The sequence below is a fragment of the Citrobacter sp. Cb023 genome, assembly GCF_030336805.1.
Classification (GTDB): domain Bacteria; phylum Pseudomonadota; class Gammaproteobacteria; order Enterobacterales; family Enterobacteriaceae; genus Citrobacter; species Citrobacter braakii.
Genome location: NZ_JAOWCV010000025.1, coordinates 219,534 through 235,158, shown reverse-complemented (window position 1 = coordinate 235,158; position 15,625 = coordinate 219,534). Strand labels below are relative to the sequence as shown.

General features: G+C 51.9%; 11 protein-coding genes. 7 read left to right on the top strand and 4 right to left on the bottom strand.

Translation table 11 applies throughout. From position 1 onward, the window contains the following. Positions 1 to 44: 44 nt before the first annotated feature. Positions 45 to 1,742, top strand: a complete 1,698-nt coding sequence (gene maeA, locus OGW44_RS02405) for a malate dehydrogenase (RefSeq protein WP_016153104.1) — start codon at positions 45 to 47, stop codon at positions 1,740 to 1,742. A 309-nt stretch (positions 1,743 to 2,051) separates the two neighbouring features. Beyond that, entirely contained in the window at positions 2,052 to 3,767 is a 1,716-nt protein-coding gene (locus tag OGW44_RS02400) for an ABC-F family ATP-binding cassette domain-containing protein (RefSeq protein WP_185654613.1), read from the top strand. Positions 3,768 to 3,906: 139 nt separating this feature from the next. Here the strand turns inward: OGW44_RS02400 and fdnI are convergent, their stop codons facing one another. The 3 genes from fdnI to fdnG are packed head-to-tail and all read right to left on the bottom strand — an operon-like array spanning position 3,907 to position 8,501. Further along, positions 3,907 to 4,563 (bottom strand): formate dehydrogenase-N subunit gamma, encoded by a 657-nt coding sequence (gene fdnI, locus OGW44_RS02395; protein ID WP_016153106.1) that lies wholly within the window; start codon positions 4,561 to 4,563, stop codon positions 3,907 to 3,909. Next, entirely contained in the window at positions 4,556 to 5,440 is an 885-nt protein-coding gene (gene fdnH / locus OGW44_RS02390; protein WP_016153107.1) for a formate dehydrogenase N subunit beta, read from the bottom strand. The genes fdnI and fdnH overlap by 8 nt, the downstream gene beginning before the upstream one ends. A gap of 13 nt (positions 5,441 to 5,453) precedes the next feature. Continuing rightward, positions 5,454 to 8,501: a formate dehydrogenase-N subunit alpha gene (gene fdnG, locus OGW44_RS02385; protein WP_185654614.1), complete on the bottom strand. Its 3,048-nt coding sequence runs from the start codon at positions 8,499 to 8,501 to the stop codon at positions 5,454 to 5,456. A gap of 287 nt (positions 8,502 to 8,788) precedes the next feature. Between fdnG and yddG the strand changes: the two genes are divergently transcribed. The 3 genes from yddG to OGW44_RS02370 all read left to right on the top strand — a co-directional run bounded on the left by yddG (position 8,789) and on the right by OGW44_RS02370 (position 11,748). Beyond that, entirely contained in the window at positions 8,789 to 9,670 is an 882-nt protein-coding gene (gene yddG, locus OGW44_RS02380; protein WP_016156546.1) for an aromatic amino acid efflux DMT transporter YddG, read from the top strand. 459 nt (positions 9,671 to 10,129) lie between these two features. Beyond that, the gene (gene ompD, locus OGW44_RS02375; RefSeq protein ID WP_131345781.1) at positions 10,130 to 11,224 is read left to right on the top strand and encodes a porin OmpD; all 1,095 of its coding nucleotides are present in this window, start codon (positions 10,130 to 10,132) and stop codon (positions 11,222 to 11,224) included. A gap of 83 nt (positions 11,225 to 11,307) precedes the next feature. Next, entirely contained in the window at positions 11,308 to 11,748 is a 441-nt protein-coding gene (locus OGW44_RS02370) for a GFA family protein (protein ID WP_016153111.1), read from the top strand. On the opposite strand, the gene OGW44_RS02365 is transcribed toward OGW44_RS02370, so the two are convergent. Further along, positions 11,749 to 13,236 (bottom strand): MFS transporter, encoded by a 1,488-nt coding sequence (locus OGW44_RS02365; RefSeq protein ID WP_049271566.1) that lies wholly within the window; start codon positions 13,234 to 13,236, stop codon positions 11,749 to 11,751. It abuts the gene before it with no gap. 117 nt (positions 13,237 to 13,353) lie between these two features. On the opposite strand from OGW44_RS02365, the gene OGW44_RS02360 reads away from it, so the two are divergent. After that, positions 13,354 to 13,932 carry a TetR family transcriptional regulator gene (locus tag OGW44_RS02360; protein ID WP_016153113.1) on the top strand — a complete coding sequence of 193 codons (579 nt, stop codon included), beginning with the start codon at positions 13,354 to 13,356 and terminating at the stop codon, positions 13,930 to 13,932. A 212-nt stretch (positions 13,933 to 14,144) separates the two neighbouring features. Then, a complete protein-coding gene (locus OGW44_RS02355; RefSeq protein ID WP_047358146.1) occupies positions 14,145 to 15,530 on the top strand; it encodes a NarK family nitrate/nitrite MFS transporter in 1,386 nt (461 codons plus the stop codon). Positions 15,531 to 15,625 lie beyond the last annotated feature (95 nt).

Below are 15,625 nucleotides of genomic sequence, written 5' to 3'. Positions count from 1 at the left end.
CATAAAGAGTGCCAGGGACGGTTATTCAAAAAAGAGTGAGTGACATGGAAAACGAAACTAAAAAACTGCGTTCCCTTTACATCCCCTACGCTGGCCCGGTTCTGCTGGAATTCCCTTTACTGAATAAAGGGAGTGCTTTCAGTGCGGAAGAACGCCGTAACTTCAACCTGCTGGGGTTACTGCCGGAAGTGGTCGAGACGATTGAAGAACAGGCTGAACGCGCCTGGATCCAATATCAGGGATTCAAAACCGAAATCGATAAACATATTTACCTGCGCAACATCCAGGACACCAACGAAACCCTGTTTTACCGCCTGGTGCATAATCACCTTGATGAGATGATGCCAGTTATCTATACCCCAACGGTCGGCGCGGCCTGTGAGCGTTTCTCCGAGATTTATCGTCGCGCGCGCGGCGTGTTTATCTCTTATCAGAACCGCCACAATATGGACGATATCCTGCAAAACGTTCCTAACCACAATATCAAGGTCATCGTTGTCACCGATGGGGAACGTATTTTGGGTCTTGGCGATCAGGGGATCGGCGGGATGGGTATTCCAATCGGTAAACTGTCGCTGTATACCGCGTGTGGTGGGATCAGTCCGGCCTACACCCTGCCGGTGGTACTGGACGTCGGAACCAACAACCAGCAACTGCTCAACGATCCGCTGTATATGGGCTGGCGTAATCCGCGTATCACCGATGATGAATACTACGAATTTGTCGATGAATTCATCCAGGCCGTGAAGCATCGCTGGCCGGACGTGCTGTTGCAGTTTGAAGACTTCGCACAGAAAAACGCCATGCCGCTGTTGACCCGCTATCGCGATGAAATTTGCTCGTTTAACGACGATATTCAGGGTACCGCTGCGGTAACCGTTGGCACGCTGATTGCGGCCAGCCGTGCGGCCGGTAGCCAGTTAAGCGAACAGAACATTGTCTTCCTCGGGGCAGGTTCCGCCGGTTGCGGAATTGCCGAGCAGATCATCGCGCAAATCCAGCGTGAAGGTTTAAGCGAAGAAGCGGCGCGTCAACGCGTGTTTATGGTCGATCGCTTCGGCCTGTTAACCGATAAGATGCCGAACCTGCTCTCTTTCCAGACCAAACTGGTGCAAAAACGCGAAAATCTGCAGCACTGGGATACGCAAGAAGATGTGCTGTCGTTACTCGATGTGGTACGCAACGTTAAGCCGGACATCCTGATTGGTGTTTCCGGACAGACTGGCCTGTTTACCGAAGAGATCATTCGCGAAATGCATAAGCATTGCCCGCGTCCGATCGTCATGCCGCTGTCTAACCCGACTTCCCGCGTAGAAGCCACGCCACAGGATATTATCGCCTGGACCGAGGGTAACGCGCTGGTTGCGACCGGTAGCCCGTTCGCACCGGTACTGTGGAAAGAGAAAATCTATCCCATTGCCCAATGTAACAATGCCTATATCTTCCCGGGAATTGGTCTGGGGGTAATTGCTTCTGGCGCATCGCGTATCACCGATGAAATGCTGATGTCGGCCAGTGAAACGCTGGCGCAGTATTCACCGCTGGTGCTTAACGGCGAAGGACTGGTGTTACCTGAGCTGAAAGATATTCAGACCGTTTCCCGCGCCATCGCGTTTGCCGTCGGTAAAATGGCCCAGCAGCAAGGCGTGGCGGTGAAAACCTCCGCCGAAGCGCTGCAACAGGCGATTGACGATAACTTCTGGCAGGCAGAATACCGCGACTACCGTCGTACCTCTATCTGACGGTTTGCCCGGCGGCACTCTGCTGCCGGGCGCTCAGAACTTGCGTGACTGCGTGACTTACGATTACACTTTCACCATCGATTAACATTTGGAAAATAATAAGGAGGATACTTATGCTGTACTGTGAACGTTTTATCGTTTCACATGCTTTTGGCGATCGCCAGTGCTCAAGCGTTATCGGTATCGTGCTGCGATAACTTCTGCTTGAGCGAAGCTAACTTCTAAATCCCCTTCTCTCGGGCTTACCGGGTTATCGTCAGCGATGTTTGACGAGGCGTTTTTACGCCTGTAACTCTTGAGTAAGCAACAATGAGCACATTACTAACCGCACAATCCTTACACGTTGATACGGCATTCGGCACGCTATTCGACGATCTTTCCTTTACCCTGAAAAAAGGCGACCGCATCGGGCTTATCGGTTACAACGGCTGCGGCAAAAGCACGCTGTTAAAACTGCTCGATGGCACAATTTCGCCGACCAGTGGGGTTTTCGCGCAGGCAAATCACTGCCATCTCGCCCGTGTAGAACAACATCTGCCTGACGAAATATTGCCACTCACGCTGCAGGAAGCCGTTCTGGCTCAACTGCCCGAGCATGAACGCGCAGGTCAGCAGTGGCGAGTTGAAGCACTGCTCGCCGAAATGGGGTTCACGCCGGAGAATTTATCTCTGACAGCACACACGCTGAGCGGCGGCCAACACACGCGTCTGTTATTGGCGCGGGCGCTGATGCGAAACCCTGACCTGCTGCTGCTGGATGAGCCGGGTAACCACCTGGATCTGCCAACATTACTGTGGCTGGAACAGTTCTTACAAAACTGGTCTGGCAGTTTTGTGGTGGTTTCCCACGACCCGCAGCTGTTAGACGCGGTGACTCACGGAACCTGGATCCTGCGCGATCGAACTCTCCATGCCTTCGATCTGCCCTGTAGCGCGGCGCGTCAGGCTCTGGCAGAAAGAGACATCAGCGATGCTCTGCGCCATAAGGCTGAGCAAAAGGAGATAGACCGGGTGACCGCCAGCGCCAAACGGCTGGCTACCTGGGGGCGGGTCTACGACAACGAAGATCTTTCCCGCAAGGCCAAGCAGATGGAAAAGCAGGTACAGCGCCTGAAAGAGGTACAGACTGAAGTGACGTCAGGAAGTCAGTGGACACTAACATTGCAGGGAGATGCCCTGCGTGCGGATCGTTTGCTGGAGATGACTAATCTGTCCGTGGCCCCTGCTCCCGACGCCGATACGCTGTTTTCCATTGCCGGTCTCCGGTTAAAAAGCGGCGATCGCGTGGCGATTGTCGGGCGCAACGGTTGTGGGAAATCATCGTTGTTAAGGCTTATCTGGCAACAGTTTCACTCACAACTGGCATCACCTTCACTGGTGTTGCACCCGCGCGTTACGTTGGGGTATTACGACCAGACGCTGCACCAACTCGCAGATAACGATTCGTTATTTGACGCGCTGGAGCCGTTTGCTCCGCAGCCTGATATCCGCAAAATGGCGCTGATTAGCGCGGGTTTTCCGTGGGTTCGTCACGCGCAGCGGATCAGTTCCCTAAGCGGCGGTGAGCGCTCCCGGCTGCTGTTTGTTGGGCTAACGCTTGCGCGCTACAGCCTGCTGATGCTCGATGAACCGACCAACCATCTGGATCTGGAAGGTAAAGAGGCGTTGGCAGAAACGCTGCAAAGCTATAACGGCGGCGTGTTGTTGGTCAGTCACGACCGTCAGCTTATTAGCCAAAGCTGTAACCGGTTTTGGTTGATCGACAACGGCGAACTCAGTGAATGGCACGATCTGGACGCGGTCAATGCGCGTATTCGGGAAACATCCTCGGAGATAACCGTTCCCAAAACGGTGGTCGATGCGAGAGCCGAAATAAACGGTGACAGCGATGGATTGCTGGAACAACTTCTTGAGCTGGAGCAGCGTCTGGCTGACGATCTTGCCCGCAAGCCGAAACATCAAAAGCCGCTGTTACAGGCGCAATGGCGTGAGGAGATTGAGCGCCTGAACTCACAACTGGAGTAAACCGTATTGCCGGATGGCAGGCCTACATCAGCAAAATGCGCGTGTAGGCCCGTCATCCGGCTTATCAAAACATGACATTTTTTTGGCAAAAAAATGGCGCTACTGGTGTAGCGCCATTACGATCAGGGCACGTCAGGAGTTAGTTAACCCCTTCCTCGCTCTCTTTTTTCGCTTCTTGTCGTTCAACTTCGCGATACCAGCGTGGGTGATGTTTCTTCGCCCAGCGACGGCTCACTTTCCCTTCGACCATGCCTTTAATCGATCCTTTCACCCAGAATGCCATATACATGTGGATGAGGATGGCGTGCATCAGGATAATCCCCGCAGCCGCATGGATAAGCAGGCTATAGCGCACGACCTGCATCGGGAAGAACTGCGCAAAGTACGGACGCCAGATAATGATGCCGGTAATCAGCAGCACGAAAATCATGCTCATGATCGACCAGAACATCATTTTCTGTCCGGCATTGTACTTACCCACGTCCGCCACTTTGTGTTCATTGCCTTTCAGCACTTCCACAATGTTTTTCAGCCACGGGATATCTTTTTTATCCGGGATGTTGTGGTGAACAAAGCGTACAAACATGAACATCAGCGCCACAAAGATCAGCAGTCCGAAGAACGGGTGCAAAATGCGCCCCATCTGCGGCGTACCGAAGGTCTGCGTCAGCCATTGCAGAGTCGGGAAGAAAAACGAAATCCCCGACAACGCCACCAGGAAGAAGCAGATCACCACCGTCCAGTGACAGGCGCGGTCGATAAACTTCGTGCGCACAATCATTTTCGACTTACTCATGATGATCCTCCTCGTCGTCGTCCACTTCCTTATTCGGACCGATACCAATGTAGTGGTAAATCAGTCCGGCGAAGGTGGCGATAAATCCGGCAGCGGCCAGCGGTTTCAGCGCCCCTTTCCACAGATTGATAGAGGTATCGATCTGCGGTTCTTTCGGCAGGCCGTGATACAGCTCCGGCTGGTTGGCATGATGCAGAACGTACATCACGTGCGTGCCACCCACACCTTCCGGGTTGTAGAGACCGGCATGTTCATAACCACGTGCTTTCAGTTTTGCCACACGCTGTTCGCCCATTTCCAGCATTTCCTGCTTGGTGCCGAAATGGATTGCCCCGGTCGGACAGGTCTTCACGCAGGCAGGTTCCTGCCCGACGCTGACGCGGTCCACACACAGCGTACATTTATATACGCGGTTATCCTCTTTATTGAGGCGCGGAATATTAAATGGACACCCGGCAATACAGTAGCCGCAGCCAATGCAGTGCTCTGACTGAAAATCAACAATCCCGTTGGCGTACTGGATGATAGCCCCGGCAGACGGGCATGCCTTCAGGCAGCCCGGATCTTCACAGTGCATACAGCCGTCTTTACGAATCAACCACTCGAGCTTGCCGTTCTGTTCGGTTTCGGTAAACCGCATCACCGTCCAGGACTTGGCGCTAAGATCGGCAGGGTTGTCATACACCCCGACGCAGTGGCCGACTTCATCGCGGATATCATTCCACTCTGAACATGCCACCTGACAGGCCTTACAGCCTATGCAGGTGGAAACGTCGATCAGCTTTGCGACCTCAGCTTTGTAATCACGGGCCTGAGGCGGCGGCGTGATGGCGTTTGTTGCGGACCGTTTGATGATGTCCTGCGTTTCCATAGACATATGTTCGCCTCCCTTACGCCTTCTCGATGTTAACTAAAAACGCTTTATATTCCGGCGTTTGCGAGTTTGCATCACCGACATTCGGCGTCAGGGTGTTGGCGATATAGCCTTTACGCGCGACTCCTTCAAAGCCCCAATGGATCGGGATCCCAACCGTTTCAACCTGCTGACCGTTGACGTGCAGAGTACGCAGACGACGGGTAACCACGGCAACTGCGCGAATAAATCCACGCTTGCTGCTAACTTTGACGTGATCGCCGTTGGAGATCCCCTTCGCTGCCGCCAGCGTTTCGCTGATTTCCACAAACTGCTCTGGCTGGGCAATCGCATTCAGCAATGCGTGCTTGGTCCAGGTATGGAAATGTTCGGTCAGACGATAGGTCGTTCCGACGTACGGGAAGTCCTGTTTCGTGCCCATGCGTAACTTATCCGCTTCGTACAGACGCGCTGCCGGGTTGGAGATCACGTTCGGATGCAGCGGGTTCGTACCCAGCGGCGTTTCCATCGGCTCGTAGTGTTCCGGGAACGGACCTTCCGCCATCTTATCGATAGCGAACAGACGACCCAGCCCTTCCGGCTGCATAATAAACGGATTGGTGCCACTGCCCGGTGCTGCGGTGTTGAAGTCCGGGATATCGTTCCCCGTCCACTTCGTGCCGTTCCACTGGATCAGCATGCGTTTTGGATCCCATGGTTTACCTTGCGGGTCCGCCGAAGCGCGGTTATACAACACGCGACGGTTTAACGGCCATGCCCAGGCCCAGCCCAGCGTATTACCGAGACCTGACGGGTCGGCGTTATCGCGATTGGCCATCTGGTTGCCCTGCTCGTTCCAGCTACCGGTATAAATCCAGCAGGACGATGACGTAGAACCATCATCGCGCAGAAGCGCAAAGCTGCTGAGTAACTGGCCTTTCTTCGCAACCAGCACACCGTTGGCATCATAGAGGTCTTCCAGCGCATAGCCGTTGTTCTCTTTTGCCACTTCTTCGGAGTGCGGTTCGTCCGGTTGCTTATAGTTCCAGCTCATTTTCAGCACGGGTTCTACAGCTTTACCGCCTTCAGTGCGATACATGTCGCGCAGACGGTGATAAATACCGGCCAGAATTTCGCCGTCGTTGCGGGCTTCACCCGGGGCATCCTGACCTTTCCAGTGCCACTGCAGCCAGCGACCGGAGTTGGCGATGGAGCCGTCCTCTTCCGCAAAGCAGGTGGATGGCAAACGGAAGACTTCGGTCTGAATAGAAGCCGGATCAACGTCGTTTGATTCGCCGTGGTTCTGCCAGAACGTTGAGGTTTCAGTCACCAGCGGATCGATAACCACCAGATACTTCAGTTTGCTCAGGCACTGCACCACTTTGTTTTTGTCCGGGAAGGACGCGACCGGGTTAAAGCCCTGACAGATGTAGCCGGTGACTTTCCCGCTATCCATCATGTTGAAGTATTTGATGACGTCGTAGGACTGATCCCACTTCGGCAGCCACTCAAAGCCCCAGTCGTTTTCTTTCTGCGCCGCATTGCCGTAGAAAGATTTCATCAGGCTGACGAAGAATTTCGGGTAGTTGCCCCAGTAGTTCACCTGATCGGCCAACGTCGCTTTTGGCGTGTTAGCGGCCAGATAGGTTTGCAGATCGGCCTGTTTCTCTGACGGCAGCGTCAGGTAGCCTGGCAGACTGGTAGAGAGCAGCCCTAAGTCGGTTAAACCCTGAATGTTGGAGTGGCCGCGTAAAGCGTTGACCCCGCCACCTGCCATCCCCATGTTGCCGAGCAGCAACTGGATCATGGCCATGGTACGGATGTTCTGCGCCCCGACGGTATGCTGTGTCCAGCCCAGTGCATACAGGAACGTGGTGGTGCGATCCGCTACGCTGGTGGAAGCCAGCACTTCGCACACTTTCAGGAAGTCTTCTTTTGGCGTACCGCAGATGTTTTCCACCACATCCGGCGTGTAGCGGGAAACGTGCTGTTTTAGCAGGTTCCAGACACAGCGAGGATGGCTTAACGTTTCATCGCGTTTCGCGTAGCCGTTTTCATCGAACTGGTAGTTCCAGGACGATTTATCGTATTGGCGTTTTTTCGCGTCGTAACCGCTGAACAGGCCGTCTTCAAAAGCAAAATCATCCCGCACCAGCAGGCTGGCGTTGGTGTAATGCTTAACGTATTCAGCGTTGATTTTGTTGTTTTCAATCAGATACAGCAAGACGCCGGACAGGAACGTAATGTCCGTGCCGGAACGAATTGGCGCGTAAATATCCGCTACCGAGGCTGTACGTGTAAAACGGGGGTCAACAACAATTAGCGTGGCATCATTGTTGTTTTTAGCTTCCATCGCCCAGCGGAATCCCACCGGATGTGCTTCAGCGGCGTTACCGCCCATCACCATCACGACGTTGGCGTTTTTAATATCAACCCAGTGGTTGGTCATCGCACCGCGACCAAATGTTGGAGCAAGACTTGCTACCGTTGGTCCGTGTCAGACGCGCGCCTGGTTGTCTACTGCCAGCATGCCGAGTGAGCGCACAAATTTTTGCGTCAGCATGCCGGTTTCATTACTTGCCGCAGATGCGCACAGCATCCCGGTAGAAAGCCAGCGGTTTACCGTTACGCCCTGCTCATTCTTCTCAATAAAGTTGGCGTCGCGGTCAGTTTTCATCAGCTTCGCGATACGGGTGAAAGCCTCATCCCAGCTGATACGCTGCCATTTGTCGGAGCCTGGAGCGCGATATTCCGGGTAACGCAGACGGTTTTCACTGTGCACGTAATCCAGTAATCCTGCGCCCTTAGGGCATAATGCCCCACGGCTCACCGGATGATCCGGATCCCCTTCAATATGGTAAATCGACTCTTTGGCGTTTTTTGCTCCATCTCCCAGGCTATACATTAATAGCCCGCAACCTACGGAACAGTATGTGCAGGTGTTTCGGATCTCTTTGGCGCGCAACAGCTTATAGTTTCGCGCCTGAGCCAGTGCCATTTTGGGTGCAAAACCCAGAGCGGCTACTGTTGTTCCCGCCATACCGCCCGCGCAGATTTTAAAAAATTGTCTGCGGCTGACGTCCATTGCTTTCCTCTTTTTTGCAGGGATTCGTACAGGAAATCTCTCAAATTGCGCCAGCGCGGCATGATTGAAAGATGACATGTACAACTTCGCGACGAAACTATCAGCTATATCCATATTTTTTTTGCGTCAAATCAATAACGAAACGGTTCCGCTACTAAATAGTGCACTTCGCTTAACCTTTGTACCCATAAGGGAGTAGACAAAAGGGAATTAATTAGCGCGCTACGGTGTAAAGGTGCTATACATTTCAGCTTAATTTTTGCCAGTACCATGGACAGACAATCAGCATGACAAAACAAAAAGCAACGTTAATTGGGCTTATTGCCATCGTGCTCTGGAGCACGATGGTCGGGCTTATTCGTGGGGTAAGCGAAGGACTGGGGCCGGCAGGCGGCGCGGCGATGATTTTTACATTAAGCGGCCTGTTGCTGATATTTACCGTCGGATTCCCAAATATCAGAAAAATTCCTGTGCGATATTTAATCGCCGGTAGCGTGCTTTTTGTTAGCTATGAAATATGCTTAGCGCTGGCCCTCGGCTATGCCGCCACTCGTCACCAGGCTATTGAAGTGGGTATGGTCAATTATCTCTGGCCAAGCCTGACAATATTATTCGCCATCTTATTTAATGGCCAAAAAACAACCTGGTTGGTGATTCCCGGATTAATCATCGCATTGACCGGGGTTTGTTGGGTGTTGGGGGGTGAAAACGGCCTGAATCCTGGAGAAATTATCAGCAATGTTGCCAGCAGCCCGCTTAGCTATTTCCTCGCCTTTCTCGGCGCTTTTATCTGGGCAACGTATTGCACGGTGACCAATAAATATGCAAAAGGTTTTAACGGCATCACCGTGTTCGTTTTACTAACGGCGGCAAGTTTGTGGGTTTACTATTTTATTACGCCTCAACCGGAAATGGTTTTCAGCACTTCGGTGACGATTAAAATGTTCACTGCAGCATTAACGTTAGGATTTGCCTATGCCGCGTGGAATATTGGTATTTTGCATGGCAACGTGACCGTTATGGCCGTCGGGTCTTATTTTACTCCAGTGCTCTCCTCTGCGCTGGCGGCGGTGTTGCTCAGCGCCCCGCTGTCACTATCCTTCTGGCAAGGAGCGCTGATGGTCTGCGCGGGGTCTCTGCTTTGCTGGCTGGCAACGCGGCGTGCCTGAAAAAAAGTCGGGTTTTATCACAAACAAATAAAATCCGGCTATACTTTAGACAATTTAATGAATAATAATTGTTCATTCCACTGCGGTTTATGTTTATATTTTTTTAATTAAATGTTAAATATATGGAAATTAATTAACGCCCGAAAGTATTACTCGGTTATCTGTATCTCTTCACATGTATATATTACACCTGCGAAACTAACGCCATTTAAATCATAGCCTGCACAATAGTTCCCCATGTAAATATACCCATTCCGATCTGTCACATATTAAGATTAATACAATCAGCTATATTATGTAGATCTGGATCACACAACTTCAAATATTTCGCAATATTATGAAACTTATTATTGAACTTATACCACTGCGTCATTTAAAAATGGTTTGCCATTGACGAACCCCTTCGTTTAGCAATGGTTTAGGAAACACACCAAGAAATAATTATAAGGATTATTTAGAATGAAACTTAAATTAGTTGCAGTGGCAGTGACTAGCCTGTTGGCGGCAGGTGCGGTAAACGCAGCTGAGGTATATAACAAAGACGCAAACAAACTGGACCTGTACGGTAAAGTTCACGCTCAACACTACTTCTCTAACGATACCAGCAGCGATGGCGACAAAACTTACGCGCGTCTGGGCTTCAAAGGCGAAACTCAGATCAACGACCAACTGGTTGGTTTTGGTCAGTGGGAATATGAATTCAAAGGCAACCGTTCTGAAGATCAGGGTTCCGACAAAGATAAAACCCGTCTGGCATTCGCTGGCCTGAAATTCGCTGAATACGGTTCTTTCGACTACGGTCGTAACTACGGCGTAGCTTACGACATCGGCGCATGGACCGACGTTCTGCCAGAGTTCGGTGGCGATACCTGGACCCAGACTGACGTCTTCATGACTGGCCGTACTACTGGCGTTGCAACCTACCGTAACACCGACTTCTTCGGTCTGGTTGAAGGTCTGAACTTTGCCCTGCAGTACCAGGGTAAAAACGATCGTAGCGCCGACAAAGAAGCTAATGGCGACGGCTTCGGTCTGTCAACTACCTATGAGTACGATGGCTTCGGCGTAGGTGCAACCTATGCGAAATCTGACCGTACTGACTCCCAGAACAACCACAGCGGTCAGTTCAAAGCTGACGGTAAGAACGCTGAAATTTGGGCTGCTGGCCTGAAATATGATGCGAACAACATCTACCTGGCAACCACCTACTCCGAAACCCGTAACATGACTACCTTTGGTGGTACTGTTAAAGGTACTGAGATCATCGGTATTGCAAATAAAGCACAGAACTTTGAAGCTGTTGCTCAGTACCAGTTCGACTTCGGTCTGCGTCCGTCCGTTGCTTACCTGAAGTCTAAAGGTAAAGACATCAACGGTTACGGCGACCAGGATCTGGTTGAATACGTAGACCTGGGTGCTACCTACTACTTCAACAAAAACATGTCCACCTTCGTTGATTACAAAATCAACCTGCTGGATGCCAACAACTTCACAAGAGCTGCCGGTGTAAGCACTGACAACATCGTTGCTGTTGGTCTGAACTACCAGTTCTAATTTTGTTGTAGTCTGAATACAAAGCCAGTCCTTCCAGGGCTGGCTTTTTCTCTTAATGTAGACTCGGTCATAAGGAGTATGCCGTGCAGACATTCACTGGTCGTTGTCTTTGCGGGCAGAGTCATTTTACCGTCGACGTCGAAATGCTGGATGTCTATGCCTGTCATTGTACGCTGTGCCAGAAGTGGTCAGGTGGCATCGCTATGTATCTGGAAGCCAGCGCTCAGCCGCTGATGTCGCCAGATTCAGCAGAACCTTCGCACTTCCCTTCTTCAAATCGTGGTGAACGTTTCTTCTGTTCCGGATGCGGGTGCCCGCTGTGGTTTACCCTAACGGGCAGCGATCGTTATTTTGTGCCGTGGACGCTGCTGGAGCTGAATGAGGTGGATCGCCGCCGCCTGGTTTTAGCGGCAGAGATCTATACGGAAACACAGCCTGCGTTCTGGAGGCTGACGGGGCAATACGCTCGACTGAGTGGGAAAGAAGTCGAAGAGATGGATTACCCCTGTCATTTAGCCCATTAGTTATTGACGCTGTACCTTTGCCAGACTGAACCACATTCCTACCGCTAATACGATAAGCATGCTGCCGGCGCTGCTTAAGGCCACGCTGTGCGACCAGGTAAAGGCTTCTTTAGCAGCCGACAGCAACGCCTCACTCAGCGACGACGGGAGCGAGTGCGCCAGTTGCACCGCCTCCCCCATTGACGATGAGGCTCGTTCTATCTCCTGTGGATTAAGTCCGACAGGCGGCAGAATCGAGGCTGAAAAGCTGCGGCTCAACAACAAACCAAAGATAGCGATCCCAAGCCCGGCCCCCAGTTCATAAGCCATTGTCTCAATGGCGCCCGCGGCTGCGGCTTTTTCTGCCGGGGCTGCCGCCATGATAGCCGCCGTTGAGGCCAGCAGCGCACTGGCGGCGCTGAAACCGAGCAAAGCCATTAATATCCAGGCTTGAATCTGCTGAGTACTGAAATCTGTCATCGCCAGGCCGTAAAAACTGACGGCGCTAAGCGCCATACCCGCCGTTGCCACACAACGTAATCCCAGGCGTGACACCAGCATACCGGCAATGGGGCCGCTGAAGCCGCTTGCCAGCATCACCGGCAGCATAAACAGTCCCGCCTGATACGGTGTTAAACCATGAACAAACTGTAGCTCCTGAGCCATCAGTAACTCGAAACCCACCAGAGTTATCATGGCGGTCATCGCCATCACAACGCCGCTTAAGATGATGCGATGCGTGAACAGCCGCATATCAATCATCGGGCGGGAAGCGGCAAGCTGGATGCGGACAAACTGCCACAACAGTAACGCGCCGGTTAACAGCGTCAACGTAATGGCAACGGTCGCCGTATGCCCTTTCAGCGCGGTTTTAGCGCTGTAAACCAGCAGCAGAATGGCGACAATCAGCATTATTGCATGACCGAAATTTAACGATTGATCGCGACGTCCGGCCTGGCGCGGCACTAAGCGTGCGGTTAAGGCCATTACCACCAGGACAATCGGCACATTAATTAAGAACACGGATCCCCAGTAGAAGTGCTCCAGCAGCATTCCACCAACCAGTGGGCCAAATGCCGCACCGCCGGAACCCACGGCCGCCCAGACGCCGAGCGCCATATTGCGATGCCGTTGCTCAGCGAATGTGGCGCGAATACCCGCAAGCGTTGCCGGAACAATCATCGCCGCCCCAATCGCCAATACGGCCCGAGTGGCAATCAGCCAACCCGCGCTGTGGGCAAAGGCAGCGGCCAGCGATGCGAGACCAAATACTCCGCCCCCTAACAGCAGCAGACGTTTAAAGCCAATACGATCGCCCAGCGCGCCCATTGGCAATACCATTCCGGCCATTACCAGAGAATAAATATCGATGATCCACAGCAGCTCGTTACCACTGGCACCCAGCGTCATACTCAGCGTGGGCGCGGCAACGTGCAGCACCGTTGCATCAATCGCAACAGGGATGTAGACCAGTACAATAATGACTAACGTTAACCACTGACGAAACATAAAACTCCCTAACGAAACTGAAACTGGACACGCGTCCAGCTTTAGCGATCCTACGGAAATTTGAACGTATGTCCAACTTTTTGTTAGACTGCATGCTATACGGGTACAGGAGGAAAGATGAGCTATCTGAATCGGGACGAACGTCGGGAAGTTATTCTGCAAGCGGCCATGCGTGTCGCGCTTGAGGAAGGATTTACTGCTATGACGGTGCGGCGTATTGCCACGGAAGCTCAGGTATCCACCGGGCAGGTACACCATCACTTTACCTCTGCGGGTGAGTTAAAATCCCTCGCGTTTGTGCAACTGATACGGACCCTTCTGGATGCCGAACAGGTCAGTGATAACGCCAGCTTCCGCGAACGACTGCATGCCATGTTGGGCAGTGAAGATGGCGGGTTCGAACCCTACATTAAACTGTGGCGTGAAGCGCAGGTCCTGGCGGATAAAGATCCGGAAATCAAAAGCGCCTACCTGCTAACCATGCGGATGTGGCATGAAGAAACCGCCGCTATCATCACTCAAGGACAGAGTGCAGGTGAATTTTCAGCAATACCGGATGCGGCCGAGGTGGCCTGGCGCTTAATCGCATTGGTTTGCGGCCTGGATGGCATCTATGTCTTAGGCATTGAGGAAATGGCCGACCCTGCATTCGAACGCCATTTGGATCGTATGATTACGTTAGAGTTAGTTAATTGATGTTATAGATGAATTAATAATACACCTTTTATCTTTACAATTGGTAACACTTAAGCAACATGTAATTCCCTCATCACGCCGCGTTATTGCGCTTTTTTATCTATTCTTTCAGTCAATATTCCCAAAACTTTTCAATAGTTTCTAAAAAGAACTCGCGCGGCGCTGTGTGCGTTTATTTCTTTTTCATGAACGGCATGGGCATGGAGAATAATATGTCAGCATCAAATGAGAAAAATAATCGTTATCTTTTAACTGACTGGAAACCGGAGAACCCCGCCTTTTGGGAAAACAAAGGTAAGCATATTGCACGCCGAAACCTCTGGATATCAGTAAGTTGTCTGTTGCTGGCGTTCTGCGTCTGGATGTTGTTCAGCGCCGTGGCCGTCAATCTGAATAAAATTGGTTTTAATTTCACTACTGACCAACTGTTTTTATTAACGGCATTGCCTTCTCTTTCTGGCGCAATATTGCGCGTCCCCTACTCCTTTATGGTACCTATATTTGGTGGGCGCCGGTGGACCATTTTTAGTACGATTATTCTGGTTATTCCCTGCGTCTGGCTCGGTTTTGCCGTGCAAAATAACGCTACTCCGTTTGGCGTATTTATTATCATTGCGCTGATGTGTGGTTTTGCTGGCGCAAACTTTGCCTCCAGCATGGGTAATATCAGCTTTTTCTTCCCCAAAGCGAAACAAGGCAGCGCATTAGGCGTTAACGGTGGTCTCGGCAACCTTGGCGTCAGCGTGATGCAGTTGATCGCGCCGCTGGTGATCTTTCTGCCTATCTTTACCTTTTTGGGCGTACAGGGCGTACCGCAAGCCGACGGCTCGTTATTGTCGCTGGCCAATGCCGCATGGATTTGGGTTCCGTTACTGCTGATAGCCACCTTAGCAGCAGGCATGGGAATGAACGATATTGCCAGTTCGAAGGCCTCAATTGCTTCCCAGTTGCCGGTCCTCAAACGTTTTCATCTGTGGTTATTAAGCCTGCTGTATCTCGCCACCTTCGGTTCATTTATCGGCTTTTCGGCAGGCTTTGCCATGCTGGCGAAAACTCAGTTCCCGGACGTGAATATCCTGCAACTTGCGTTCTTCGGCCCCTTCATCGGCGCTCTTGCGCGATCGGCAGGCGGCGTGATTTCTGACAAATTCGGCGGTGTGCGCGTCACGTTAATTAACTTCATCTTTATGGCGTTGTTTAGCGCCCTGCTGTTCCTCACCCTGCCTGGGTCAGGCGAAGGAAACTTTGTCGCCTTCTACCTGGTGTTTATGGGCTTGTTCCTGACTGCGGGTTTGGGAAGCGGCTCAACCTTCCAGATGATCGCGGTGATCTTTCGCAAAATCACCATATACCGTGTCAAGCTGCACGGTGGTACTGAAGAACAGGCCCAACGTGAAGCGGTAACCGATACCGCTGCCGCCCTGGGATTCATCTCTGCTATTGGCGCTGTGGGGGGCTTTTTCATCCCCAAAGCGTTTGGTTCATCGCTGGCGCTGACCGGCTCTCCGGTGGGCGCAATGAAAATATTCCTCGTGTTTTACATCGTCTGCGTGCTGGTGACCTGGCTGGTCTATGGCCGTAAATCACAAAAAAAATAACAAAATGGATACCGCAGGATCGGACAGTTCGATAGGCCGGATAAGGCGTTAACCGCCATCCGGCCTACCGTTCGATTCACCGTCGGCAATATTCT

Bases quoted from the DNA above. Each gene is read 5' to 3' on its own strand.
- maeA (WP_016153104.1), top strand. From the start codon at position 45: ATGGAAAACGAAACTAAAAAACTGCGTTCCCTTTACATCCCCTACGCT.
- fdnI (WP_016153106.1), bottom strand. From the start codon at position 4,563: ATGAGTAAGTCGAAAATGATTGTGCGCACGAAGTTTATCGACCGCGCC.
- OGW44_RS02360 (WP_016153113.1), top strand. From the start codon at position 13,354: ATGAGCTATCTGAATCGGGACGAACGTCGGGAAGTTATTCTGCAAGCG.
- fdnH (WP_016153107.1), bottom strand. From the start codon at position 5,440: ATGTCTATGGAAACGCAGGACATCATCAAACGGTCCGCAACAAACGCC.
- OGW44_RS02400 (WP_185654613.1), top strand. From the start codon at position 2,052: ATGAGCACATTACTAACCGCACAATCCTTACACGTTGATACGGCATTC.
- yddG (WP_016156546.1), top strand. From the start codon at position 8,789: ATGACAAAACAAAAAGCAACGTTAATTGGGCTTATTGCCATCGTGCTC.
- ompD (WP_131345781.1), top strand. From the start codon at position 10,130: ATGAAACTTAAATTAGTTGCAGTGGCAGTGACTAGCCTGTTGGCGGCA.
- OGW44_RS02365 (WP_049271566.1), bottom strand. From the start codon at position 13,236: ATGTTTCGTCAGTGGTTAACGTTAGTCATTATTGTACTGGTCTACATC.
- OGW44_RS02355 (WP_047358146.1), top strand. From the start codon at position 14,145: ATGTCAGCATCAAATGAGAAAAATAATCGTTATCTTTTAACTGACTGG.